Here is a 21,888-nt window from a genome sequence, read left to right on the forward strand (position 1 = left end):
CCATGGAGCCAGGCCGACTGACGAAGAAGGAGCGTCACGAGCTCATCCTCTCGGAAGTGCGCCGTTCCGCCTCCATCCGCATCTCGAAGCTGGCCCGGCGCATCGGCGTCGCCGGCGAGACGATCCGCCGCGATCTCATCGAACTGGGAGAGGCCGGGCTTCTCAACCGCACCTATGGCGGCGCGACGATCTCTTTGGTGACGTCGGAGCCGGTGATTTCCGAGCGTGGCCTTACCATGGTCGAGGAGCGCGCGCGGATCGGGCGCGGCGCGGCAAGCCTGGTCGAGAAAGGCCAGATCGTGATGATCGACGGCGGCTCGACCACCTATGAGGTGGCGCGCAATCTTTCGCAGTTGAAGCGGGATTTGATCATCATCACCAATTCAACCGGCGTCGCGTCGGTGGCCGGCGCCAATCCGACCTTTCGCGTCATCCTGTGTCCGGGAACCTATGACAGCCGCGAAGGCAGCGTGCTGGGCGAAGACACGGTCGAGTTCGTCAACCGCTACAATGCCGACGTCGCCATCATCGGCGCGTCGGGCGTAACGGCGGATGGTCCGAGCGACATGATCTCCGGTGCGGCGGCGGTCAAGCGGGCGATGATGTCGCGATCGCTGTCGACTGTCCTGGTGGTGACCAACGACAAGTTCGGCCGCGCCAGCCTCGAGCGCGTGTGCGCCCTGCGCGACATTTCCGACATCGTCACCGACCGTGAACCGCAGGCCGAATTGCGCGTCGCCAGCGAAGAGGCCGGGACGGAAATCCACGTTTTCGCGGCCAGCTGATCTAGCCGACATCCCGGTTCGTTAGCGCGATATGGCAGCAGCCGGAGCCATGGCCCGGCGTCCAGGTGACATTGTCGAAGCGCACGCCGGTCGCCTCGAACAGGCCTCGGTCGAAGGCGCCGGCGATGCGGCAGAGCGTGGCGAGTTTTTCGTCGCCAACACCGGCCTCGACCCAGGCATCCTTCAGCGGGCAGCGCTTGACCTTGAAGGCAATGCGCTCGTCGCTGCGTTCGACATCGGTCGGATACATGCGGCCGCCATCCGGGCTGACGGCGAGAAATGCCTCGCCGATGGCGCGGGCGTCGTTGGGGCCGAAGCCGGCGAAGGCTACGGCAGCGACTTCGCGGCCGCGCTGTTCGATGGTGCGAATCATGACCGCCTCGGCCCTTTCGGCACCAAGTTCTGCCGTCAGTTCATCAAGGAACAGCCGATAGAGATCGGCCCGGTTACGGAAAGCGGAGTCGAGTTCGCGCGACAGGTTCTCGGCTCTGGCTTCGAAGTCGGTCATGATGCGTCCTGGCTTCTCTTCAATTTCGGGGCTGCCGCCACCAGCGCTTTGCCGATCGCCGATTGCGGCGCGTCGATCACGGCACGCGCGTCGCCAATTTCGGCAACGCGGCCGGCGTCGAGAATGACGATGCGATGGGCAATGGCTCTGACAACGCCGAGATCATGCGAAATGAACAGATAGGCGATACGTTCCTCGCGCTGCAGGTCGAGCAGCAATTCCAGGATCTGTCCGCGCACCGAAACGTCGAGCGCCGACACGGCTTCATCGAGCACGATCAGCGACGGCTTTGTCGCGATGGCGCGGGCGATGGCGACGCGCTGGCGCTGGCCGCCGGAGATTTCATGGATGGCGCGCGGCGCGAGGTCGGCGGTCAGGCCGACGCGCTCCAGCAGAGCGGCGATGCGGCGCGGGCGCTCGGCGCGGGAGGCGATGCCGTGGATGCGCAAGGGATCGTCGATCACCCGCGCCACGGTGGCGCGCGGGTTGAAGGCGGCGAGCGGATCCTGGAACACCATCTGCAGGCGCGCGCGCCGGGCGCGCAAGGCAGCTCCGTTCAAGGCCAGGAAATTGCTATCCTCGAATTCGATGTGACCGGCATCGGGTTCGATCAATCGCAGCACCAGCCTTGCAATGGTCGACTTGCCGCTGCCGGAAGGCCCGGCCAGCGCCAGTGTCTCACCGGGCTCTATCTGAAAGGAGACGTCATCGACCGCGGCGACGGGTTTGCCACTGCCGCGATATCGCTTGGAAAGATTGGAAACCGCCAGCAGGCTCATGTCGGGAGCCTGACAGTCGCGCGGCCAAGCAGCGGCTCGGCATCGAGGCCGAGATGGGCATCCAGCAATGAACGCGTGTAGGTGTGGCGCGGGGCGTTGATGATCTGCGCCGTCGCACCGATCTCGACCAGTTCGCCGTGCCGAAACACCGCAATGCGCTCGGCAAGGTCGGCGGCCAGCGCGATGTCATGGCTGATGAACAGCAGCGTCATGCCATCCTCGGCCACCAATTGCCGGATCAGTGCCGCGATCTCGGCCTGCACGATGGTGTCCAGCGCGCTGGTCGCCTCATCGGCGATGAGCAATTTCGGACCGGCAGCGATCGCCGCGGCGATCGCCATGCGCTGCTTCTGGCCGCCGGACAGCTGGTGCGGAAAAGCGCGCATGGCGGCATCCGGATCGGGCAAGCGGACACGCTCGAGCAGTGTCCTGGCCTTCGCATAGGCGTCCGGCCAGCCAAGGCCGAGATGAGTGTACATGACCTCGGTGATCTGTTTGCCGACCGCCATCACCGGATCGAGGCTGGCGGAGGGATCCTGGAAGACGAAGCCGATGTCGCGGCCGGGGAGGGGCACTTCGCCGCGAAGTTGAAAAGATTGGCGCTCTACGGCGCCCCCCTCTGTCCTGCCGGACATCTCCCCCTTTAGGGGGGAGATCGGCAGCTTTGCCGAGGGCGCTATTCCTCCAATGCTGGTGATTGGCGAAAACGGGGATGGGTGCGTGATCTCCCCCCTTGAGGGGGAGATGTCCGGCAGGACAGAGGGGGGTGCCTTGGCGCCAAACGTTCGCGGCTGTCGCAAGAACCAGTCGATGCGTCCGCCAATCACGGCTGACCCCGGCAACAACCCTGCAATGGCGAGCGCCAGTGTGCTCTTGCCCGAACCGCTTTCGCCGATGATGGCAAGGCGCTCGCCGGCGGCGACATCGAGGCTGATAGTCTTCAGCGCCACCACCTCGGCACCATCGCGCCGATAGCTCACCGTCAGGTCTCGGATGGAAAGCAGCGCCGTCACGACAGGCTCCTTCGCACCGCGGCCGTTTCGACGACGCCTTCGCCGGCGAGATAGACACCGAGCACGGTGAGCACCAGCGCGATGCCCGGAATGATCGACAGGAAGGGCGCGGTGCGGAGCACTGCTCGGCCTTCGGCGATCATGCCGCCCCAGGTGACGCGATTGGGGTCGCCGAGGCCGAGGAATGAAAGTGCTGCTTCGGTGAGGATGGCGGCGGCGACGATCACCGACGACAAGGCCAGCACTGGTGGCAGCGCATTGGGTAGCACCTCGCGAAAGGCGATCTCCAGCGGATGCATGCCGATGACGCGGGCGCCGGCGACATAGTCGCGCTCGCGGATCGACAGCACTTCGGCGCGCGCGACACGCGCCGGTCCGGTCCAGGCACCGAGCGCAATGGCCACGACGACGACGCCGAGCGACGGGCCGACGACGCTGACGAAGGCCAGAGCCAGCAGGAAGCTCGGCACGGTCTGGAAAGCGTCGGTGATGCGCATCAGCACCTCGTCGACGAGACCGCCGGCAAAGCCGGCCAGCGTGCCGACAACAGCGCCAATGGCCAACGCTGCGGTAGCCGCCGCCAACCCGACCGCCAATGAAGTACGGGCACCGTGGAAAAGCTCGGCCAGCACGTCGCGGCCGAGCCGGTCGGTGCCGAGCGGCAGCGACCAGTCCTGGAGCGGCGGCAGCAGTGCCGGTCCGGCAATGGCTTGCGGATCACCGGGAAAGAACAGCGACGCCGACAGCGCCATGGCAAACAGTGCGGCCAGGATGATGGCGCCGGCGACGGCCTCCGGGGTGCGCAGAAAGCGGCGGAGCGGGCTCATGCACCGGCCTCGCTGGCGCCGACGCGCGGATCGAGGACGGCATAGGCGATGTCGACGAGCAGATTGATGACGATGACCAGCACGGCGCTGACGAGAATAATGCCAAGCAACAACGGGGTATCGCGCCCGGCCACTGCTTCCTGCGCCAGCCTGCCAAGACCGGGCACGGCAAAGACGCTTTCGATGACGACGCTGCCGCCGAGCATCTGCGCCGATTGCAGGCCGAGCATGGTGACCAGCGGCAACAGCGCGTTGCGGGCGACGTGGGCGAGCACGATGCGGCGGCGCGACAGCCCCTTGGCGCGAGCGGCCAGGACAAAATCCTGCCGCCAGACTTCGGCCATGCCGGCGCGCATCATGCGCAGAAAGAGCGCCAGATAGATGAAGCCGAGCGCGGCCACCGGCAGGACGAGGTGCCCGGCGATATCGGCGGCGCGGGCAAGCCCGGTCTTGCTTGAGGCGATGCTCTCGATGCCACCGATCGGAAACCAGCGCAGGTCGACAGCAAAGACGACGATCAGCACCAGTCCGAGCCAAAAACCCGGCACGGCATAGAGCGCCAGCGAGCCGATCGACAGAAAACGGTCGCGAAAACTGCCGGGTCTGGCGCCGGCATAGATGCCGAGCGCCGAGCCCAGCCCAAAGGACAGCGCGGTGGCGCTGCCCATCAGAAGCAGCGTGTTGGGCAGGCGTTCGAGGATGACGTCGCGGATCGGCCTGGAGAACGTCACCGACTGGCCGAGGTCGAGATGCAGCAGTGCCCAGAGATAGTTGGCCAGTCGCGTGAGCTCCGACTGGTCGAGGCCCCAGCGATGGCGCAGCAATTCGATCATGCCGGCGTCGCCACCGGTCGAAACGATATAGGCGTCGACCGCGTCGCCGGGGGCCAGTTCCAGCAGCAGGAAGGTGCCGATGATGACGATCGCCAGCACGAAGATGCTGCCGACGAGACGACGGCGGATGAGGGCGAGGGCGCGGGTCATGGGGAAACGGCGCTCGCGCCAAACATCGAGAGTCGAGCTCTACGGCGCCCCCCTCTGTCCTGCCGGACATCTCCCCCACAAGGAGGGAGATTGGCAGTTTCAGCGCGGCGCTCCATCCTGCGACGTTGGCGATTTGCGAAGGCGACCATGACAGCCGATCTCCCCCCTCGCGGGGGAGATGTCCGGCAGGACAGAGGGGGGCGCGAAGGAACGCTCATCGCCGAAGCTGAGCACTCGCCTAAACGATGCGCAAGCATCCCGTGCGGATCGTGCTAGCCCGCCAAATACGTGTCCGCCCAGTTCGACACAGCCCAGCGCGGGTTGTCGGCTATGTTCCCTACCGTGTCCTTGGCGACGCTGATGAAACTCCATTCGGCGACGTTGATCAGCGGCAGGTCGGCGGCGACCTTTTTCTGGAACTCCTTGTAGAGCTCGGTGCGAGCCGATGTGTCGAGCGTCTCGGAGGCCTTGGTGATGAGGGCATCGAGTTCGTCGTTCTTGTAGCCGCCCTGGTTGGAGAAGGGCACGCCGTCGGGAATGCCGCTTTGCACCAGGATGGTGGTCGAGATCGCCGGGTCGCCGCGGAACACCGGCGGGCCGACCGCGAGGTCGAAGGCGTGGTCGGTGTAGACGGCCTTGATGTGCGCGGGCGAGTCGTTGTTGACCAGCTGCGCATCGATGCCGATGGCGGCCAGCGCCTGGCGCAGATAGTCGCCGAACTGCTTGGTCTCGTTGAAATAGGGCGCGGGCAAGAGCTTCAGAGAAAAACGCTTGCCGTCGGCGCCCTTTTTGTAACCGGCCTCGTCGAGCAGAGCGTTGGCCTTGGCGACGTCGAAGGCATAGGTCGGCACGTCGGCGATGTAGAACTGCGGATCGTTCTTCGGCACCGGGCCGGTGGCCGTCGCGGCATAGCCAAGGAACCGGTCTTGACGACGAAATCCTTGTCGATGGCGTGCGCAATCGCCTGCCGCACTTTCACATCGGCCAGTTCCTTGCGGCGATGGTTGATCTCGACGACCAGCTGGTAAGTCAGGCCTTCGTAACCCTTGGTGATCACCTTGAGACCGGGCACCTTGGAGATGCGGTCGAGGTCGGCCAAGGGCACCGCGGAAAAGGCGGCGAGCTGGATTTCTCCGGCTTCGAGCGCGCTTGCCGCCGAGGTGCGGTCCGGCAGCACCTGATAGATGATTTCGTCGAGATAGGGTTCATCCTTGCCCCAGTAGTCGGGGTTCCTGGCCAGCCGGTAATATTCGCCGGCCTTGTATTCGGCGAATTTGAACGGGCCGGTGCCGACCGGCGCATTGTTGGCCGGGTTGGTGGCGATATCGCCGGTCTCATAGATATGCTTCGGCACCACGCTCGACAGCGCCGGCAGGGCGTTGCGGATCAGCTGGAACGGCGTCGGCTTGGCGAATTTGAACACCGCGGTCAGCTCATCCGGCGTGTCGACGGCGGCGAGATCTTTGAACACGGTGCGGCCAAGGTTCTGCAGCGGCTTCCAGATCTGCAGCGCCGAGAAGGCGACGTCGGCGGAGGTGAAGGGCTTGCCGTCATGCCATTTGACGCCGTCGCGCAATTTGAAGGTCACCGACAGGCCGTCGGCCGCACCTTCCCAACTGAGCGCCAGCCGCGGTTCCAGCCCGTCCTTGCCGTCGAAGGAGGCCTCGGCCAGCGTTTCGACGATCTTGCTGGAGATGAAGAAGACGCCGTTGGAGGCGACGATTGCCGGGTTGAGGTTGCGCGGCTCGGAATCGGCGGCAAGCACCAGCCGTCCGCCCTTTTTCGGCGTCTGCGTCCAGCCTATCGTCGGCATGGCGGTAGAGGCCAGCAGCAAGGCTGATCCGGCAAGCATCGTGCGTCTGGAAATGGTGAAATCTGACATGATCGAACTCCGTCCTCTCCGCGACCCGGCCGGGTGCGCCAATATCCCTTGGACGCTCGCGAGCATCCATGCGGCCGAGATTATGGGCCATGCCGAGGGTTTCGCCAGAGACGGAATTGGCGCATCTTCATGTGGCTTTGAAAATTCCATCCGCTGGACCAGTTTTCGGCGGGCGGCTCAATGCGCCCGATCTGGTAAGACCAGATTTGGCTAGAAGCAGCTGGCGGCGCTGACGGTTTAAGCTTTCGAGCCCTCACAACCCGTTTCTGGCTGGACCAGACCGGGCAAGATGGTGCAGATTTGGCCGACAGCCAGAACATCACGACCAAAACAGCCGGCGATCCGACCGACCGGCTGGTGAATTCAGGGAGAGAGAGATGAACGTCGCCCCGGGCAAGACTGCCGTCAGCAACATCCCGTTCGACCACGCCAGGGTCGACCGGCTGATGGAGGAGGCGGGCATCGACGTGCTGCTCGCGACGTCCAAGCACAACACGCAGTATCTGCTCGGCGGCTACAAGTTCATCTTCTTCGCCGCCATGGATGCGATCGGCCACAGCCGCTATCTGCCTGTCGTCGTCTACGAGAAGGGCGGGCTGGACCACGCCGCCTATATCGGCAACCGCATGGAGGGCGCGGAGCACCAGAACAACCCGTTCTGGACGCCGACGCTGCACGCCGCCTGCTGGGGCACACTCGACGCCGCCAATCTCGCCGTCCAACACCTGACGAAAATCGGCAAGGCGGGCGCCCGCATCGGCATCGAGCCGGGTTTTCTGCCGTCGGATGCCTACACGCTGATCCGCAAGGCGCTGCCGGACGCCAAGCTGATCGACGCAACCGCCATGCTGGAGAGCATGCGCGCCATAAAGACCGACGCGGAGCTGGAGAAGCTGCGCACCGCCTCCGAACTGATCACCGATTCCATGCTGGCGACGATCGGCTGGGCGCGAGAAGGCACGACCAAGACCGAGATCATCGAGCAGCTGCGGCGCGAAGAAACCAATCGCGGCGCGCATTTCGAATACTGCCTGCTGACTCTGGGCGCCAGCCACAACCGCGCCGCCTCACCGCAAGCGTGGAAGCAGGGCGAGGTGCTGTCGATCGATTCCGGCGGCAATTATCACGGCTATATTGGCGACCTCTGCCGCATGGGCATTCTGGGCGAACCGGATGCCGAACTGGAAGATTTGCTGGCCGAGGTCGAGACGGTACAACAGGCGGCCTTCTCCAAGGTCAGAGCGGGCACGCTGGGCGGCGACATGATCTCCCACGCCGAGAGCGTTCTGAAGGCGTCGAAGGTCGCGTCTTACACCGATTTTTTCGCCCACGGCATGGGGCTGATCACGCATGAGGCGCCGTTCCTGATGACCAACCACCCCGTGACCTATGAAGGCACCTATGCGGCAAAGCCGCTGGAGACCAACATGGTTCTGTCGGTCGAGACGACCATGCTTAGCCCGACGCGCGGCTTCATCAAGCTGGAGGACACGCTGGCGGTCACCGAGACCGGCTATGTGATGTTCGGGGATCGCGGGCGGGGATGGAACAGGGGCGGGATTTGACAAAAACGAAAGTCGGCGCCGCCCCTCATCCGCCTGCCGGCACCTCTCCCCGTAAAACGGGGAGAAGGAAAGTTCATCACTTGCCCGCCACCGGGATCAGCCTGAAATCCGGCAACTCCCGCAGCACCAGTTCAGGCCCTGCCGGCGAATAGACGACGAATAGCTGCATAGGCCCATCGCCGGTGTTCAGCGTCGAGTGAAAGCGGCTTTCCGGCACATAGATGGTGCAGCCCGGACCGACCTTGGCTACCACCGGATTGCCCTTGTCGTCCTCGACCATCTGCTCGCCATGGCCCGAGATGACGAAGATGATTTCCTCAGCACCAGGATGATTGTGGCGCGTGTGGCCCTTGCCGGAGGGCAAGTCGACGACCCCTCCGGAAAAGCGCTCCGCACCGTTCACCTCGGGAGCGACGGTCAGCGCCAGCCGGCCCCAGTCAAAGCCGAAGGCACTGACATCCCTAGGGTAGACAAACACCTTGCTCTTGTCGGCCATCTCTCATCATCCCTTCTTTTTCTTTGCAGTCGTTCTGGCGCCAAGCGTGACGGCTTTGAAATCCGCGGTCTGTCTGGCGATTGCCGCTTCCGCCGGCAGGCGCTCCATAGAGCTCGCGCCATAAAAACCGTGCAGGCCCTTGCAGCGGTCAAGAATGTAGCGGGCGTCGTCTGGCATCGAGATCGGCCCGCCATGGCAAAGCAGGATGACATCCTTACGCACCGAGCGGGCGGCATTGGCGATGGCGTCGATTTCCTGCACGCAGTCGTCGAGCGACTTGGCCGACGTCGCGCCGATCGAGCCGCCGGTGGTCACCCCCATATGGGCGACGACAATGTCGGCGCCGGCCTTGGTCATGGCGCGCGCCTCTTCGGGGTTGAACACATAGGGCGTGGTCAAGAGGTCGAGCTTGTGCGCCTCGGCAATCATATCGACCTCGAGGCCGAAGCCCATGCCGGTCTCCTCGAAGCTCTGCCGCATCTGGCCGTCGAACAGGCCGATGGTCGGAAAGTTCTGCACGCCGGAAAAGCCCATTGTCTTCAGCTCGGCGAGAAGCAGCGGCATGATGACGAAGGGATCGGTGCCGTTGACGCCGGCCAGCACCGGCGTCTTCCTGACCACCGGCAGCACCTCATAGGCCATCTCCTTGACGATCTCGTTGGCGTTGCCATAGGCGAGCAGGCCGGCGGCCGAGCCGCGCCCGGCCATGCGGTAGCGGCCGGAATTGTAGATGATGATGAGGTCGATGCCGCCGGCCTCCTCGGCCTTGGCCGACAGGCCGGTGCCGGCGCCGCCGCCGACAATCGGCACGCCGTCGGCGATCATCTTGCGGAATTTTTCCAGGATTTTCTTGCGCGGTATGGCGGCCATGTCCGGGGATCTCACTGTCTGGCAATGTCGAGGAAGGCGGCGACCGCAGCCTTGGCGAATTCGGGGTCGTTGATGTGCAGCGGCAAGCGCGTCACGCGGCGGGTGGCGGTTGGCTTGATCGTGCGCTCGATGGCGTCGAACAAAGCGGCATCAGCTTGCGGGTCGAAGAAGGCGCCGCCTTCGATGTCGAGTGCCGAGACGCCCTTTTCGGGGATGAGGAAGCGCACGGGACCATCGCAAAGGCTCAGCCTCGTGCCGATCCATTCGCCGATGGCGCGGTTTTCTTCCGCTGTGGTGCGCATCAGCGTCACGTTCGGATTGTGCTCGTAGAACAGGCGTCCGCGATATTTTTCCGGGACGGTCGGCGGCGCCCAGAAATTGACCATGTCGAGCGCGCCGACCGAACCGACATAGGGTAGTCCGGTGCGGGCGACGGCGCCAAAACGGTCGTCGGTCGCCGGCAGCACGCCGCCGAAGAGGAGATCGCAGACTTCGGTGGTGGTGATGTCGATGACGCCGGACAAAAGACCGCTGTCGGCGAGCTTTTCCATCGAACGACCGCCGGTGCCGGTGGCATGGAAGACCATGCAGTCATAGGTCGAGCGCAACTGGTCGGCGATGGCCGTCACGCAAGGCGTGGTGACGCCGAACATGGTGAGGCCGATCGACGGTTTGCCGTCGGGCGGCGGCGCCGGTTTCGCCGCCATGCCCGATATCGCCTGGGCGGCATTGTGCAGCACGACACGCGACAGCCGATTCAAGCCGGCCATGTCGGTCACCGCCGGCATCATGACGATGTCGGAGACATCGACATAGGGTGCGGTGTCGCCGGAGGCGAGTGTCGAGATCATGATCTTGGGCAGGCCGAGTGGCAGTGCGCGCATGCCCGCTGTGATGATCGAGGTGCCGCCGCCGCCGCCAAGGCCGATCACGCCGGCAATGTCATCGCGCGACTGGACAAACCGGGCGAAGGCGACGCCCATTGCGGCGACCGCGGTGCCGCGGTCATCTGTCCCTAGCGCAGCGTCGCGGCCAGCGGGATGGTGGGCGGCGACCTCACTGGCCGCGATGTCGACCGAAACGGTCGCACTGCGCGTGCCGACATCGACGCGGACAACGGCCGCACCGGCCGCCGTGATTGCGTCGGCCAGGAAGGCGAGTTCCTCGCCCTTGGTGTCGGCAGTGCCCACCACATAGATGCGCTTCATGGCGTTTCCCCGGTCGTCACTGCTCTCGAAATTGTCGCCGGCTCTTTTGCCTCGCCCTTCGGAAAGCGAAGGCCATTGCAATTTTTTGAGACGCGCGTATCGTATTGACATGGATGTCTCACGTCAACAAGCTGCGGTGAACGACGAGGTTGACCAGGTCGCCGAGCGTGGGCCCCGTGCGCGCACAAAACGGTTGATGCTGGAGACGGCAACAAGGCTGATGCAGGCTGGCGTCACCCCTTCGGTCAGCGAAGTCGCGGAGGCCGCGCAGGTTTCCCGCGCCACCGCCTATCGGTATTTTCCGAGCCAGGCAGCTTTGGTGCAGGCGGTGGTCGACGAGGGGCTCGGTCCCATCCTCACCTGGCAATCCGCATCGACCGATCCCGAGCGCCGGGTGGCCGAATTGTTCGACACCGCCATGCCGCGCATCGAGGCTTTCGAGGCGACGTTCAAGGCGGCGCTGAAGCTGTCGCTCGACCAGTGGGCGCGCCGGCAGGCAGGCACGCTGGGCGGCGAGCCAGCTTTCACACGCGGCCATCGCGTCGATCTGCTGAAGGACGCGATCGCACCGCTCAAGGATCGGTTGCCGCCGCGCGAATTCAAGCGCCTGGCGCAAGCGCTGTCGATGATTTTCGGTGTCGAGGTGCTCATCGTGCTGAAGGACATATGGGGGCTGGACAGCCGCAAGATGCGGTCGGTGGCGCAATGGGCGGCCGGCGCGCTGGTGCGCGCCGCCGTGGCGGAATCCGTGACCGAAGGAGAAGTCATCGCGCCGGCGGCATCAGCGAAATAGCGTCAATCTGGTTCGACCAGATTTGAAGGTCGGCGATTTCAGTAATTTTGGGGATTGGCGTTTTGCGAACGGGATGAAGGTGGAGAACTGCCAAAAATGAAGGAAATACGAACATATAGCGGACGTTTTCAGCTTATTTTGGTGACGGCGAATTTCAAGAAAGCGCTTGACGGGCCTCTCAAATTGGTAATACCAGATTAGGAAAGAAAAGGCGGATCGGGAATGACAGCCGCAGTCCATTTCGGCAGGGCGAGGAGGATCATACGGATGGCGCGTGTTCCGTCCGCACGAGGTGGCGCATCGTGACGCAGACGTCGCCTCGCGCCAGTGCCGGCAAGGGGATTGCGCTGCGCCTCGATGGGCTCAGCAAGGCCTATGGATCCGTGCGCGCCATCAACGACCTGAGCTTCGCCGTCGACGAAGGCCGCTTCTTCGTACTCTTCGGGCCGAGCTCGGTTGGCAAGACGACGACGCTGCGCACTATCGCCGGCCTCGTCCAGGCCGACTCCGGCACGCTTGAGATTGACGGCCGCGACATGACCCATGCGCCGATCGCCGGCCGCGGCATCTCGATGGTCTTCCAGTCTTTCGCGCTTTACCCCCACCTCACGGTCTATGACAATCTCGCCTATCCGCTGCGCGAGGAGAAAGCCGCGCGCGGCGAGATCGACAAGCGGGTGAAAGAGACCGCCGAGATCCTGAAGCTGACACACCGCCTGAAGGCCAAGCCGGCAACCCTGTCCGGCGGAGAGCAGCAGCGCGTCGCGCTCGGCCGCTCCCTGATCCGCCGGCCAAAGATTCTTCTCCTCGATGAGCCGCTCACCAATCTCGACGCCAAGCTTCGGCACGAGACGCGCGCCGAGCTGAAGCGGCTGCACCGCCAGTTCGGCATGACCGTGATCTATGCCACGCCCGACGAGCTCGAGGCTCTCTCGATGGGCGAGGCGATCGCCGTCATGCGCGATGGCGGCATCGTTCAGATCGGCACGCCGGACGAGCTTTACGAGCAGCCGATCAATACCTATGTCGCCAGCAAGATCGGCTCGCCTCACATGAATCTGTTCACGGCCTCGGTGCGCGCCGACACCAGGTCTTTCGACACGCCGCTAGGGACTCTGGTTCCGGCGACGGCGCCAAAAACTGCCGATGCCGGCGAGGCCGCGCTGATCGGCATTCGCCCGAGCGACATTCGGCTCGCCGCCAAGGGCGAAGCCGGGGTTGCCTCGAAGGTGCATCTGGTCGAACCGCTCGGCGACATCACGATCGTCTCGGTCGTGGCCGGCGGCGAGATGTTGCGCATGGTGCTGCCGGAAGCGATCGCCGCCAGCATCCGGACCGGCGATTCGGCATCGATCGCCATCGATAACAGGAAAATCCACGTCTTCCGCGCCGCGAGCGGCCAGGCAATGACCTGACGCGAACGGCGAGAAGCAATCCGGTTAACCAAGGGAGGAAACGCGATGACCAAAGTGAAAGGACTAGCGACAGCCGCAAGCTTCGCTGCCACGCTACTGGTGGGAGGCCTGACCTATGCCTCTGCCGAAGAAGTGACGTTGACGATGGCGGTGCCGGATTGGCCCCCGACCCGCATTATGAAGAAGTTCTTCGACGAGCAGTACAAGCCCAAGTCTGGCAATACCGTGAAGCTCGATGTGGACTTCATTCCGTGGCCGGATTTCTACACCCGCGTCAACGCCTCGTTGACCTCGGGCGAAAAGAAGTACAACTTCATCGTGTCGGACTCGCAGTGGCTGGGCGCCTTCGTCGAAGGCGGCTACTTCCGCAAGATCAACGATCTCATCGATGCCGACCCGGAACTCAAGGCGACGATGGAGTCGATGCATCCCGCCGTGCTCAACGCCTACTCGACCTATCCCAACAGCACGCCGAACTACTACGGCTTCCCGCAGTTCCCGGACGTGCTGGTCACCTACGGCCGCAAGGACGTGCTCTGCAACGCCGACGAGCAGGCCGCCTTCAAGGCGAAGTACAATGAGAAGCTGCCCTGCACCGGCGAAGAAATCGACGCCATGGACTGGAACACGTTCGAGCATGTTGGCGAATTCTTCCAGCGCAAGAAGGGCGACAAGCTCGCCGGCCAGGTGCTGGATGACGATTTCTACGGCATCGCCTATCAGGCAGGCAAAGGCTACGACTTCTCGACGAGCTCGGTCCACTCGTTCGTCTGGCAGCATGGCGGCGGCATCTGGGATGAAACCAAGGCCCCGACCGGACATGCCGAAGGCGTCGTAAACTCCCCGAAGTCCATCGAGGGCATGGAGCATTTCCTCAAATTGCTGAAGTACATGCCGCCGGTGGTCAAGACCGGCACCATGGACATCTTCGTCTCGGACCAGTTGTTCCGTGAAGGCAAGGTGGCCATGAACATCGACTGGATCGGTCTCGGCGAAGCCTCGCTCGATCCCAAGACGTCGAAGGTTGCCGACAAGCTGGTGTTCGGAATGGCGCCAGGCCTGCGCGGCCCCGACGGCAAGGTGAATCGTACGTCACAGATCGGCGGGCAGCCTTTCGTTCTCACCACCTGGACGACGCCTGAGCAAATCAAGGAAGCGGTGGGCTTCGTGAAGTGGTGGCTCTCGCCTGATATCCAGCACCAGTTCGCGGCCGGCGGCGGCCAGTCCGCGATCAAGTCGGTCTACAGTGATCCGAAGTATGTGACCTATCGTCCGTGGGACCGCGCCTGGGCGAACTCGCTCGACTGGCAGAAGGACATGTGGCACGTGCCGCAGTTCTTCGAACTGCTCACCCAGCAGCAGGACCAGTACGACCTGGCCATCACTGGCAAGCAGGACGCCAAGACCACCATGGATAACATCGCCAAGTTCCAGGAGGACCTCCTCAAGAACGATGGCCTTATCCAGTAACCTTCCGACATAGCTGCGGGGAGCGGCCAAAGCCGCTCCCCGTCATTGCCACTTCAGGCGCTCCATATTTCGGACTCCCATGACCGCTGTTTCAAGCACGCTGCTGACACCACGCCTTACCGCGGTTGTTGCCCATAACTGGAAACTCGCCATCGCTGTCGCTGTCGTCGTGTCGGCCATATCAATGGCGGGCTTGCCGGCGGCTGTCTCCTTCTGGGTGGTGGGCGCCATGGCGGCGTTGGTCGCGGCCGCATTTACCGTCAACGCGTATCGCCGCCACTACTTCGGCGCCTTGCTGGTCGCTCCGGCAATCGCCGTTCTGTTTGTGATGAATATCTTTCCCCTGCTGTGGTCGCTGGGCCTTTCGTTCTTCGCTTACCAGGCAAACCAGCAGACGATCCGCTTCGTCGGACTCGGGAACTACGTCCGGATCCTTACCAACGATCTCGCTGCTCACGCGACTTGGGGCGCGCTGATCAATACCGCCATGTTCGTCGTGTTCACCGTCTCCGCGCAGATGATCGTCGGCTTTCTGCTGGCCATCCTGTTCGCTAAGCAATTTCCGCTGCGCAAGTATTTGTTGATCCTGGTGCTGACACCGATGATGCTTTCGGTTGTCGCCTCTGGCGTGTTCTTCACCTACTACTATGACCCGACATTCGGGATTCTCAGCTACGTCATCAATTCCATCTCCGGCAACCAGTTCATCCTGATGAGCAACAAAGTCGGTGCCGTGGCGGGAATCGTTTTCGCCGACGCATGGATGTGGTCGCCCTTCGTCATGCTCCTTGTGCTGGCGGGCCTCGTCTCGGTGCCGAAATACCTTTACGAGGCCGCTGCCATCGACCGTATTTCCAGCTGGCGGCAATTCTGGATGATCACCTTCCCCTACATCCGCGGCCTTCTGATGTTGGCCCTTCTCTTCCGCACCATCGAGGCATTCAAGCTGGCGGATCTCGTCATCCTCCTCACCAAGGGCGGCAACGACACACTGACGATCTCCTATCACTTGATCCGCATCGCCAACGAGCAGAACAAGACGAGTGAGGGCGCCGCGATCTCCTATCTGATGCTGTTCATGGTGATCGTTCTCACCAACCTCTACCTGTACCTCGCAAACCGCCGTACGCAGGGAGCCTAACCCGTGACCGAATCGATATTGGGAAAGCTCGGCTTCCGCAGAGCCAGCGGAGTAGACGAGGCCGGCTGGGGGCGGACGCTCGCCGTTGCCGTCGTCGCCTTTATCTATTTTCTGCCGGTGCTGTTCATCATATTCACCGCCTTCAAACCGCAGGGCGACGCGCTCCTGGTGCCTCCGACGCTGTCGCCCACGTCGCTGTTCGGCTTGATTCCGGACCATTTTGTGTTCAAGCCCACGCTCGAAAATTTTGGGTCCGTTTTTTCCCGCTCGATGACGTCGGGCGGTGCCCCGGAAGCGACAGGATTCGACCGTTATTTCTTCAACTCGATCTTCATCGCCTCGGCGTCGGTGCTGCTGGCGCTGGTCATCGGCACCCTGGCGGCCTTCGGCTTCTCGCGCTATCCGCTGAAAGGCAATGACACCTACCTGTTCATCATCCTGACCACGCGCATGCTGCCGGCGATTGTGGTGATCATTCCGGTGATCCTGATGTTCCGCGTAGTGGGCCTGTCGGGCTCGTATCTCGGCATCATCATGCTCTACACCGCCTTCAACCTGGCCTTCACCATCTGGATGATGAAGAGCTTCTTCGATGAATTGTCGCCAGACGTCGAGGATGCCGCCCGCCTCGACGGATCGTCCGGAATGCGGGTGTTCTTCAAGATTTGCCTGCCCCAGGTCATTGCCGGGCTCGCCGCCACGTTCGTGTTCGGCCTGATCCTCACCTGGAACGAGTTCCTCTTCGCCCTGTTGCTCTCGGGGCCCGACACGAGGACGGTCCCGGTCGCCATGAACCAGGCCGTGTCGTCGGGTGGACGCGGCACCGACTGGACTTTGCTTGCCGCCATCGAAACCCTGTTCCTCGTCCCAGTCTTCCTGGTCACCTTCTTCTTGCAAAACCATCTGTTGCGCGGCGTTACCTTCGGCACGGTGAAGCGCTGAGATGTCAACCATCGAACTCCGCAAAGTCACAAAGCGCTTCGGCTCCTTCACCGCGGTCAAGGACGTTGACCTGTCGGTGGCCGCCGGTGAGGTCGTCTGCCTTCTCGGCCCGTCCGGCTGTGGCAAGACGACGACCTTGCGCGTCATCGCCGGGCTGGAAAGCGTCACTGACGGCGAGGTCGTCGTCGCCGGCAAGGTGATGAACAACCTGCCGCCCGAAAAGCGCGACATCGCCATGGTGTTCCAGTTCTACGCGCTCTACCCGTCGGCATCGATCGCCGAGAACATCGCCTTCCCGCTCTATCATGACGGCATTTCCGGGGCTGAGCGGACTGCCCGCGTCAACCGCGTCGCAGCGATCCTCCACTTGGAGCACGTTCTCGACCGGCTGCCGAACCAGATATCCGAGGGCGAAAAGCAGCGCGCCGCCATGGCCCGCGCCATCGTCCGCGACCCCAATTGCTTCCTCTTCGACGAGCCCTTGTCGCGTCTCGATGTCGAACTGCGCCAGACCATGCGTGGCCAGATCAAGGAAGTGCTGCAGGGCCTCTCCAAAGCGACCGTGATCGTGACCCATGACCAGCTCGAAGCGCTCACCATGGCCAACCGCATCGCCATCATGAAGGACGGCCTGATCGAGCAAGTCGGCTCACCGCACGAGGTATTTGCCAAGCCCGCCAATGCTTTCGTGGCGAGCTTCATCGGCACGCCGCAGATGAATCTTCTCGGGGCCGACCTCAAGACCTTCGCCGATGGCACGGCGGACATGACCGTGGCCGGCATTAGTCTGGCGATCCGCACGGACGCGGCGGTCGCGCGCCTGCAGCCCGGCAAGGTGACGATCGGTGTCCGGCCCCGCGCCTTCACCGCGACCGATACGGGGGACCGTGGCACCATTTCTGCCCGGGCCGAGCTCATCGAGCCCATGGGCGCCGAAACCCTTATTCATGCCCGCACGGCGGCAGGCGCCGACATCCGCGTCGTGGTGACGAGAAGCCAGCGGGTCAAAGTCGGCGAGGTGCTGAATCTACGCCCCGATCCCAGGCAAACCCATGTCTTCGATGGCGCCGGAAAGGCGGTGCGGTCATGAGCGACCGTTCTTCCGGCATGAGCCGCGCCGGCGCGTTCCGCCTCGAGGTCTTCATCATTGGCCTCGGCGTCATGGCGCTGGTGCTGATCTTCCAACCCTTTTCCATCGGCCTGTACGCGGTCGGCAGCGGTCTCGTGGTGCTTGCCGGACTCATCAACAACCTGCTGCCGTTGGCCCAGCCGGGCGTCAAGGTGCGCAGTGTGGTGACCGTAGCGCTGGTCGTGGCGCTGGTCTTCTGTATTGCGCTGCTGGTTTCGATCACGGCGGCGCATCTCTACGGCGTCTTCTTCCTCAATCCACCGGACCCCAACACTCTCGCCGGCAAGGCGCAGCTCGCCACGCCGCCTTTCTACAAGCAGGCTTTCGTGTGGGAAATCGCCGCCGCGGCGGTGATTCTCGCGCTGGTCGTCACCGCTCTCAACAAGACAGCGCGATGATCAGCAGCTGACGCTATACTGCAGGTCGCTCGCGCCGGTCCGCGCCGGTCGGTGTGCGTCGCCCTCTCAACTGTCACGCCGTCATCCTCCGGCTTGACCGGAGGACCCGACGCCGAGATCAAGGACCGCGTCGACCGTGCCGCCAGGACCTTGCGCATCGAGCATCTGCTCGACCGCAAGACCGACCGTCTCTCAGGCGGCGAGATGCAGCGCGTCTCCATTGGTCGCGCAATCGTGCGCAAGCCGCGCGTGTTCCTGATGGACGAGCCGCTGTCGGCGCTCGACGCCAAATTGCGTGAGGCGCTGCGCACTGAATTGAAGAACCTGCAGATACAACTCGGCGCCACCTTCCTGTTCGTCACCCACGACCAGATCGAGGCGATGTCGATGGGCGACAAGTGGTGTAAGGCGTCTCGTTGATCAGCAGGATCACGCAGCCACCGCCCGGCTCAGACGGCACGCCCGTCGAAGTCGAAAATCGACAAGGTGGACGGATCGAGATCGGCGACGCAGTTGACGTTGATGTAGGCGCTGCGTTCGCTGCCTGCGCGCATCCTCGGCAAAAGGATGGATGCCGCAGGTGCGGCAGAAGCGATGCGCCATCGCATGATTGCCGAATGTGTAAGTGCCGAGATCGTCGCCCCAGGCCAGGACTGTGAGACTGTCATGCGGGATGGCGCATAGAAGCGCGCCCTTGCGCAAGCAGATCGAGCAATTGCACCGCACGGCCTCACGCAGCTCGGCTTTGAACTCGAAGGCGACCTTGCCGCAATGACAGCTGCCTTTGTAGAGCATCGGCTTCCTCCTTCCGTCAGGCAGGGGTGCAAAACCGCCTGCGCCGGGTTAAGTCTCGGCAAAGCCATGCACTGGCCGCACCCCCTTAAGACGTTCAAGGCGTCCGGAGTCCGACACCGAAATGCAGTCAGTTCGTGACCACCTCGAAATGATCCTCGCCCGCCTTGCTGCTCGTGCTGGTGAAGAACGCGTGTTCACCAAGATCTATGCCGAAGCCGCCCGCGCAGCGGCGGATGCCGCCGATGCGCGGCGCAGGATTGGCGTGCCGCTTGGACCGCTCGACGGAACAATTGTCTCGATCAAGGACCTGTTCGATGTCGCCGGCGAGCCAACCACGGCCGGCTCGCTGATGCTGAGGAACACCGCGCCCGCCTTGCGCGACGCCACTGTCGTCAGCCGGTTGCGGCAGGCAGGCGCTGTGGTCCTCGGCAAGACCAACATGACCGAATTCGCCTTCACCGCGATCGGCGACAACCAGCATTACGGCACGCCCGGCAATGCGATGGATGCCAGCCGGATTCCGGGCGGGTCGTCATCCGGCGCCGGCGTGTCCGTAGGCGAGGGCACTTGCGACGTCGCTATCGGGTCCGATACCGGCGGCTCGGTGCGCATCCCGGCGTCGCTGAACGGCGTCGTCGGCTTCAAGCCGACGGCACGGCGCGTGCCGCTCACCGGCGCCTATCCACTGTCGGCTACGTTGGATTCGATCGGGCCGCTTGCCCGAACCGTCGCCCAATGCGCTGCTGCAGACGCGGCGATGGCTGGCGGGGAGATGCCGGCGCTGTTGCCGCTCTCACTTGCCGGGCTTCGCATCGGCATCCCGCGCGGCGTTCTGTTCGAAGACACGGAACTGGAGGTCGCGGCAGGCTTCGAGCGATGCATTCGTGCGCTGGACCAAAGCGGCGCGCGTGTCGTCGACCTGCCGATCGACGATCTGATTGCCGAGATGCGCGCAGCGACCAAACGCGCCTCGATCGCGTCGATGGAAGGCGCGGAGGTTCATGCGAACTGGCTATCCGTGGGTGCATCGGTGCCGGTGGACCCGCATGTCAGCGGGCCGCTTTCTCGGGCGCTCGCCATTCCCGCATCGGTCTATATCAGGACCATCCGCCGTCGTGGCGAACTCGCTGCTGCCATGACCGAGCGTCTGGCGTCGATCGATGTGCTCGCTCTGCCGACCGTGCCGATCGTCGCGCCGTTGATCGCCACAATGGCCAGCGACGAAGCGCTGCGCAACAAGGCGGAAGGCCTGCTGTTGCGCAACACACAGGTCGCCAACCAGTTCGATCTCTGCGCTATCTCGCTGCCGATGCCTGACATGAAATTGCCTGCCGGGTTGATGCTGGTCGCGCGCAGCGGCCATGACCAGGATCTGCTGAGTATCGCGGCCGAAGTCGAGCGGCGGCTTGGCCGCTGACCGGCGTATCAGCGTGACGAGCAGTGTTTGCGTTCGCTGTCCTTGGCTGTGCGTTCGATACCGGTCACGACCAATGTCGGCAGGCTGTACTGCTTGCCGTTGAAGCTCTGCGGCCGGTTCTCGATCGTACCCGCGACAACGAGCTTGCCGGCATAGAGCTTGTCGGGGAGGTCGAGCGCCTTGTCCTGCTGCGGCAGGCCGTCGATATCGACCCACACGCCCTTGACGACCATGCCGGTGGCGAGGTCGAGCGCGCTGGTGGACGGGCAAGGCGCCACAACGCAACGCAGGCCGTTGTCGCCGGGCACATAGCCGCTCAACCCATCGGCATGAGCCTGCGCCGCTGCGATGCAGAAACTGACGGCCATGAGGGTTGATGCGACGATCTTCGACATGGCGCCAAGGTCGCTAGCGAATTCGAGAAAATTGAGGCGCGTTCAGACGCCTGCCGGAAACCGCTTGCGGTAGTGCTCGAGCACTTCGGGATTGCGCAGATTGACCGGCAGTTTGTTGGCCAGCACCAGCAAGGTTTCACCGGCCGCGCCGACGCCCATGCGCATCATCGATTCCTCGGTAATGCCGGCCATGTGCGGAGTGATGATGACGTTGTCGAAGCCGAAATAGGGGTGCCCTGGAGGCAACGGCTGCGTCGCAAAGACGTCAAGCGCTGCACCGCCGATGCGGCCCTGTTGCAAAGCCTCGATCAGCGCATCGTCGTCGATCACCGGGCCGCGCGAGACGTTGATCAGCAGCGTATGCGGTTTCATGCGGGCGATGCGCTCGCGGCTGATCAGGCCGCGCGTCTCCGGCGTCAGCGGGCAGCATAAAACGATGATGTCGCTCTGCTCGACCAGCGCGTCGATCGACAGGAAGCCGACCCTTTCGGGCGCAGGCTGCAGGCTGCGCGTCGTCGCCACCACATTGAGGTCGAAGCCGTGCGCGGCGATATGGCCGACTGCCTGGCCGACGGCGCCAAGGCCGACAATGCCGATGGTCTTGCCGGCGAGTTCGCTGTTGGCATTGGCGTGCTCGCGGCCGGCTAGCCAGCCTTTTGCGCGCAGATCGCGATCGACCACGCGGAAGCGGCGCGAGAGTGCCAGCGCCGCGAACATCACGTGCTCGGCGACCGAACGCGCATTGACCGCCGGCACGTTGGCCACCAGCACGCCGGCGGCGGTGGCCGCTTCCATCGGGATCATGTCGAGCCCGGCGCCGTGGCGGATGGCCGCCCGCAGCTTCGTTGCGCCCTCGAAAAGGGCAGGCGGCAGATGCGCGCGGACGATGACGATATCGGCGTCCCTCGCCTCGGCGGCCAGCGTGGCTGCATCGACATTGGAAGCGATGACGAGCTCGCCGGCGCCCACCAGCATGGCAGCGGCGCGCGGATGCAGCGTGTGCGTCGACAGGATTTTTGGCATAGGGCTCCCGGTTGTCTAGCAGCAATTCCCCAGGGACAGCGCTGCGCGCTTCCC

Annotated in this window: 20 protein-coding genes and 3 pseudogenes; 11 read left to right on the forward strand and 12 right to left on the reverse strand. The window is 63.7% G+C overall.

From position 1 onward, the window contains the following. Positions 1–2 precede the first annotated feature (2 nt). Positions 3–785 carry a DeoR/GlpR family DNA-binding transcription regulator gene (locus tag AC1DXU_RS26030; protein ID WP_477373599.1) on the forward strand — a complete coding sequence of 261 codons (783 nt, stop codon included), beginning with the start codon at positions 3–5 and terminating at the stop codon, positions 783–785. Between the two features lies 1 nt (position 786). On the opposite strand, the gene AC1DXU_RS26035 is transcribed toward AC1DXU_RS26030, so the two are convergent. From AC1DXU_RS26035 to AC1DXU_RS26060, 6 genes and pseudogenes are all read right to left on the reverse strand, one after another. After that, positions 787–1,293 carry an L-2-amino-thiazoline-4-carboxylic acid hydrolase gene (locus tag AC1DXU_RS26035; RefSeq protein ID WP_477373601.1) on the reverse strand — a complete coding sequence of 169 codons (507 nt, stop codon included), beginning with the start codon at positions 1,291–1,293 and terminating at the stop codon, positions 787–789. After that, positions 1,290–2,072 (reverse strand): ABC transporter ATP-binding protein, encoded by a 783-nt coding sequence (locus AC1DXU_RS26040; protein ID WP_477373603.1) that lies wholly within the window; start codon positions 2,070–2,072, stop codon positions 1,290–1,292. The genes AC1DXU_RS26035 and AC1DXU_RS26040 overlap by 4 nt, the downstream gene beginning before the upstream one ends. Next, the gene (locus AC1DXU_RS26045; protein WP_477373605.1) at positions 2,069–3,085 is read right to left on the reverse strand and encodes an ABC transporter ATP-binding protein; all 1,017 of its coding nucleotides are present in this window, start codon (positions 3,083–3,085) and stop codon (positions 2,069–2,071) included. Before AC1DXU_RS26045 ends, AC1DXU_RS26040 begins: the two co-directional genes overlap by 4 nt. Further along, positions 3,082–3,912: an ABC transporter permease gene (locus tag AC1DXU_RS26050; protein ID WP_477373606.1), complete on the reverse strand. Its 831-nt coding sequence runs from the start codon at positions 3,910–3,912 to the stop codon at positions 3,082–3,084. The genes AC1DXU_RS26045 and AC1DXU_RS26050 overlap by 4 nt, the downstream gene beginning before the upstream one ends. Continuing rightward, positions 3,909–4,895: an ABC transporter permease gene (locus AC1DXU_RS26055; protein WP_477373608.1), complete on the reverse strand. Its 987-nt coding sequence runs from the start codon at positions 4,893–4,895 to the stop codon at positions 3,909–3,911. The genes AC1DXU_RS26050 and AC1DXU_RS26055 overlap by 4 nt, the downstream gene beginning before the upstream one ends. A gap of 272 nt (positions 4,896–5,167) precedes the next feature. Beyond that, positions 5,168–6,777: pseudogene (locus AC1DXU_RS26060) on the reverse strand (ABC transporter substrate-binding protein). A 377-nt stretch (positions 6,778–7,154) separates the two neighbouring features. Here AC1DXU_RS26060 and AC1DXU_RS26065 point away from each other — a divergent pair. Next, on the forward strand, positions 7,155–8,342 hold the full coding sequence (locus tag AC1DXU_RS26065) for a M24 family metallopeptidase (protein WP_477373610.1): 1,188 nt from the start codon (positions 7,155–7,157) through the stop codon (positions 8,340–8,342). A 76-nt stretch (positions 8,343–8,418) separates the two neighbouring features. On the opposite strand, the gene AC1DXU_RS26070 is transcribed toward AC1DXU_RS26065, so the two are convergent. From AC1DXU_RS26070 to AC1DXU_RS26080, 3 genes are read right to left on the reverse strand one after another with little or no spacing between them, the layout of a single operon-like run. Continuing rightward, positions 8,419–8,838: a cupin domain-containing protein gene (locus AC1DXU_RS26070; RefSeq protein WP_477373612.1), complete on the reverse strand. Its 420-nt coding sequence runs from the start codon at positions 8,836–8,838 to the stop codon at positions 8,419–8,421. 6 nt (positions 8,839–8,844) lie between these two features. Beyond that, positions 8,845–9,708: a phosphoenolpyruvate hydrolase family protein gene (locus AC1DXU_RS26075; RefSeq protein ID WP_477373614.1), complete on the reverse strand. Its 864-nt coding sequence runs from the start codon at positions 9,706–9,708 to the stop codon at positions 8,845–8,847. A gap of 11 nt (positions 9,709–9,719) precedes the next feature. Next, a complete protein-coding gene (locus AC1DXU_RS26080) occupies positions 9,720–10,916 on the reverse strand; it encodes a Tm-1-like ATP-binding domain-containing protein (protein ID WP_477373616.1) in 1,197 nt (398 codons plus the stop codon). A gap of 109 nt (positions 10,917–11,025) precedes the next feature. Between AC1DXU_RS26080 and AC1DXU_RS26085 the strand changes: the two genes are divergently transcribed. The 8 genes and pseudogenes from AC1DXU_RS26085 to AC1DXU_RS26120 all read left to right on the forward strand — a co-directional run. Beyond that, entirely contained in the window at positions 11,026–11,709 is a 684-nt protein-coding gene (locus AC1DXU_RS26085; RefSeq protein ID WP_477373618.1) for a TetR/AcrR family transcriptional regulator, read from the forward strand. Between the two features lie 302 nt (positions 11,710–12,011). Continuing rightward, a complete protein-coding gene (locus AC1DXU_RS26090) occupies positions 12,012–13,124 on the forward strand; it encodes an ABC transporter ATP-binding protein (protein WP_477373620.1) in 1,113 nt (370 codons plus the stop codon). Positions 13,125–13,169: 45 nt separating this feature from the next. Continuing rightward, the gene (locus tag AC1DXU_RS26095) at positions 13,170–14,594 is read left to right on the forward strand and encodes an ABC transporter substrate-binding protein (protein ID WP_477373622.1); all 1,425 of its coding nucleotides are present in this window, start codon (positions 13,170–13,172) and stop codon (positions 14,592–14,594) included. Between the two features lie 184 nt (positions 14,595–14,778). After that, positions 14,779–15,735: a carbohydrate ABC transporter permease gene (locus tag AC1DXU_RS26100; RefSeq protein WP_477373624.1), complete on the forward strand. Its 957-nt coding sequence runs from the start codon at positions 14,779–14,781 to the stop codon at positions 15,733–15,735. A gap of 3 nt (positions 15,736–15,738) precedes the next feature. Further along, positions 15,739–16,677: a carbohydrate ABC transporter permease gene (locus AC1DXU_RS26105; protein ID WP_023728572.1), complete on the forward strand. Its 939-nt coding sequence runs from the start codon at positions 15,739–15,741 to the stop codon at positions 16,675–16,677. A 1-nt stretch (position 16,678) separates the two neighbouring features. Beyond that, positions 16,679–17,767 (forward strand): ABC transporter ATP-binding protein, encoded by a 1,089-nt coding sequence (locus AC1DXU_RS26110; protein WP_477373626.1) that lies wholly within the window; start codon positions 16,679–16,681, stop codon positions 17,765–17,767. Then, complete coding sequence (locus tag AC1DXU_RS26115) at positions 17,764–18,204, forward strand: hypothetical protein (RefSeq protein WP_455857618.1); 441 nt, start codon at positions 17,764–17,766, stop codon at positions 18,202–18,204. Before AC1DXU_RS26110 ends, AC1DXU_RS26115 begins: the two co-directional genes overlap by 4 nt. Positions 18,205–18,255: 51 nt before the next feature. Further along, positions 18,256–18,603 (forward strand): annotated as a pseudogene (locus AC1DXU_RS26120) (ATP-binding cassette domain-containing protein); the annotation flags it as partial. Positions 18,604–18,653: 50 nt separating this feature from the next. Here AC1DXU_RS26120 and AC1DXU_RS26125 read toward each other — a convergent pair. Beyond that, a pseudogene (locus AC1DXU_RS26125) lies at positions 18,654–18,999 on the reverse strand (GFA family protein). Between the two features lie 121 nt (positions 19,000–19,120). Between AC1DXU_RS26125 and AC1DXU_RS26130 the strand changes: the two are divergent. Further along, positions 19,121–20,416, forward strand: a complete 1,296-nt coding sequence (locus AC1DXU_RS26130) for an amidase (protein WP_477373628.1) — start codon at positions 19,121–19,123, stop codon at positions 20,414–20,416. Between the two features lie 8 nt (positions 20,417–20,424). Here the strand turns inward: AC1DXU_RS26130 and AC1DXU_RS26135 are convergent, their stop codons facing one another. Together AC1DXU_RS26135 and AC1DXU_RS26140 are read right to left on the reverse strand one after the other, a co-directional pair. Further along, the gene (locus tag AC1DXU_RS26135; protein WP_477373630.1) at positions 20,425–20,811 is read right to left on the reverse strand and encodes a hypothetical protein; all 387 of its coding nucleotides are present in this window, start codon (positions 20,809–20,811) and stop codon (positions 20,425–20,427) included. A 42-nt stretch (positions 20,812–20,853) separates the two neighbouring features. Next, positions 20,854–21,834 carry a hydroxyacid dehydrogenase gene (locus tag AC1DXU_RS26140; protein ID WP_477373632.1) on the reverse strand — a complete coding sequence of 327 codons (981 nt, stop codon included), beginning with the start codon at positions 21,832–21,834 and terminating at the stop codon, positions 20,854–20,856. Positions 21,835–21,888: the final 54 nt, after the last annotated feature.

It is taken from the genome of Mesorhizobium sp. P3_A10 (assembly GCF_056403175.1).

What these genes read in the sequence shown, in the direction of transcription:
- AC1DXU_RS26100 (WP_477373624.1), top strand. Translation starts at nt 14,779, where the DNA reads ATGGCGGGCTTGCCGGCGGCTGTCTCCTTCTGGGTGGTGGGCGCCATG.
- AC1DXU_RS26075 (WP_477373614.1), bottom strand. Translation starts at nt 9,708, where the DNA reads ATGGCCGCCATACCGCGCAAGAAAATCCTGGAAAAATTCCGCAAGATG.
- AC1DXU_RS26065 (WP_477373610.1), top strand. Translation starts at nt 7,155, where the DNA reads ATGAACGTCGCCCCGGGCAAGACTGCCGTCAGCAACATCCCGTTCGAC.
- AC1DXU_RS26135 (WP_477373630.1), bottom strand. Translation starts at nt 20,811, where the DNA reads ATGTCGAAGATCGTCGCATCAACCCTCATGGCCGTCAGTTTCTGCATC.
- AC1DXU_RS26130 (WP_477373628.1), top strand. Translation starts at nt 19,121, where the DNA reads ATGCAGTCAGTTCGTGACCACCTCGAAATGATCCTCGCCCGCCTTGCT.
- AC1DXU_RS26080 (WP_477373616.1), bottom strand. Translation starts at nt 10,916, where the DNA reads ATGAAGCGCATCTATGTGGTGGGCACTGCCGACACCAAGGGCGAGGAA.
- AC1DXU_RS26055 (WP_477373608.1), bottom strand. Translation starts at nt 4,895, where the DNA reads ATGACCCGCGCCCTCGCCCTCATCCGCCGTCGTCTCGTCGGCAGCATC.
- AC1DXU_RS26140 (WP_477373632.1), bottom strand. Translation starts at nt 21,834, where the DNA reads ATGCCAAAAATCCTGTCGACGCACACGCTGCATCCGCGCGCCGCTGCC.
- AC1DXU_RS26030 (WP_477373599.1), top strand. Translation starts at nt 3, where the DNA reads ATGGAGCCAGGCCGACTGACGAAGAAGGAGCGTCACGAGCTCATCCTC.
- AC1DXU_RS26095 (WP_477373622.1), top strand. Translation starts at nt 13,170, where the DNA reads ATGACCAAAGTGAAAGGACTAGCGACAGCCGCAAGCTTCGCTGCCACG.
- AC1DXU_RS26085 (WP_477373618.1), top strand. Translation starts at nt 11,026, where the DNA reads ATGGATGTCTCACGTCAACAAGCTGCGGTGAACGACGAGGTTGACCAG.
- AC1DXU_RS26110 (WP_477373626.1), top strand. Translation starts at nt 16,679, where the DNA reads ATGTCAACCATCGAACTCCGCAAAGTCACAAAGCGCTTCGGCTCCTTC.
- AC1DXU_RS26040 (WP_477373603.1), bottom strand. Translation starts at nt 2,072, where the DNA reads ATGAGCCTGCTGGCGGTTTCCAATCTTTCCAAGCGATATCGCGGCAGT.
- AC1DXU_RS26050 (WP_477373606.1), bottom strand. Translation starts at nt 3,912, where the DNA reads ATGAGCCCGCTCCGCCGCTTTCTGCGCACCCCGGAGGCCGTCGCCGGC.
- AC1DXU_RS26035 (WP_477373601.1), bottom strand. Translation starts at nt 1,293, where the DNA reads ATGACCGACTTCGAAGCCAGAGCCGAGAACCTGTCGCGCGAACTCGAC.
- AC1DXU_RS26070 (WP_477373612.1), bottom strand. Translation starts at nt 8,838, where the DNA reads ATGGCCGACAAGAGCAAGGTGTTTGTCTACCCTAGGGATGTCAGTGCC.
- AC1DXU_RS26115 (WP_455857618.1), top strand. Translation starts at nt 17,764, where the DNA reads ATGAGCGACCGTTCTTCCGGCATGAGCCGCGCCGGCGCGTTCCGCCTC.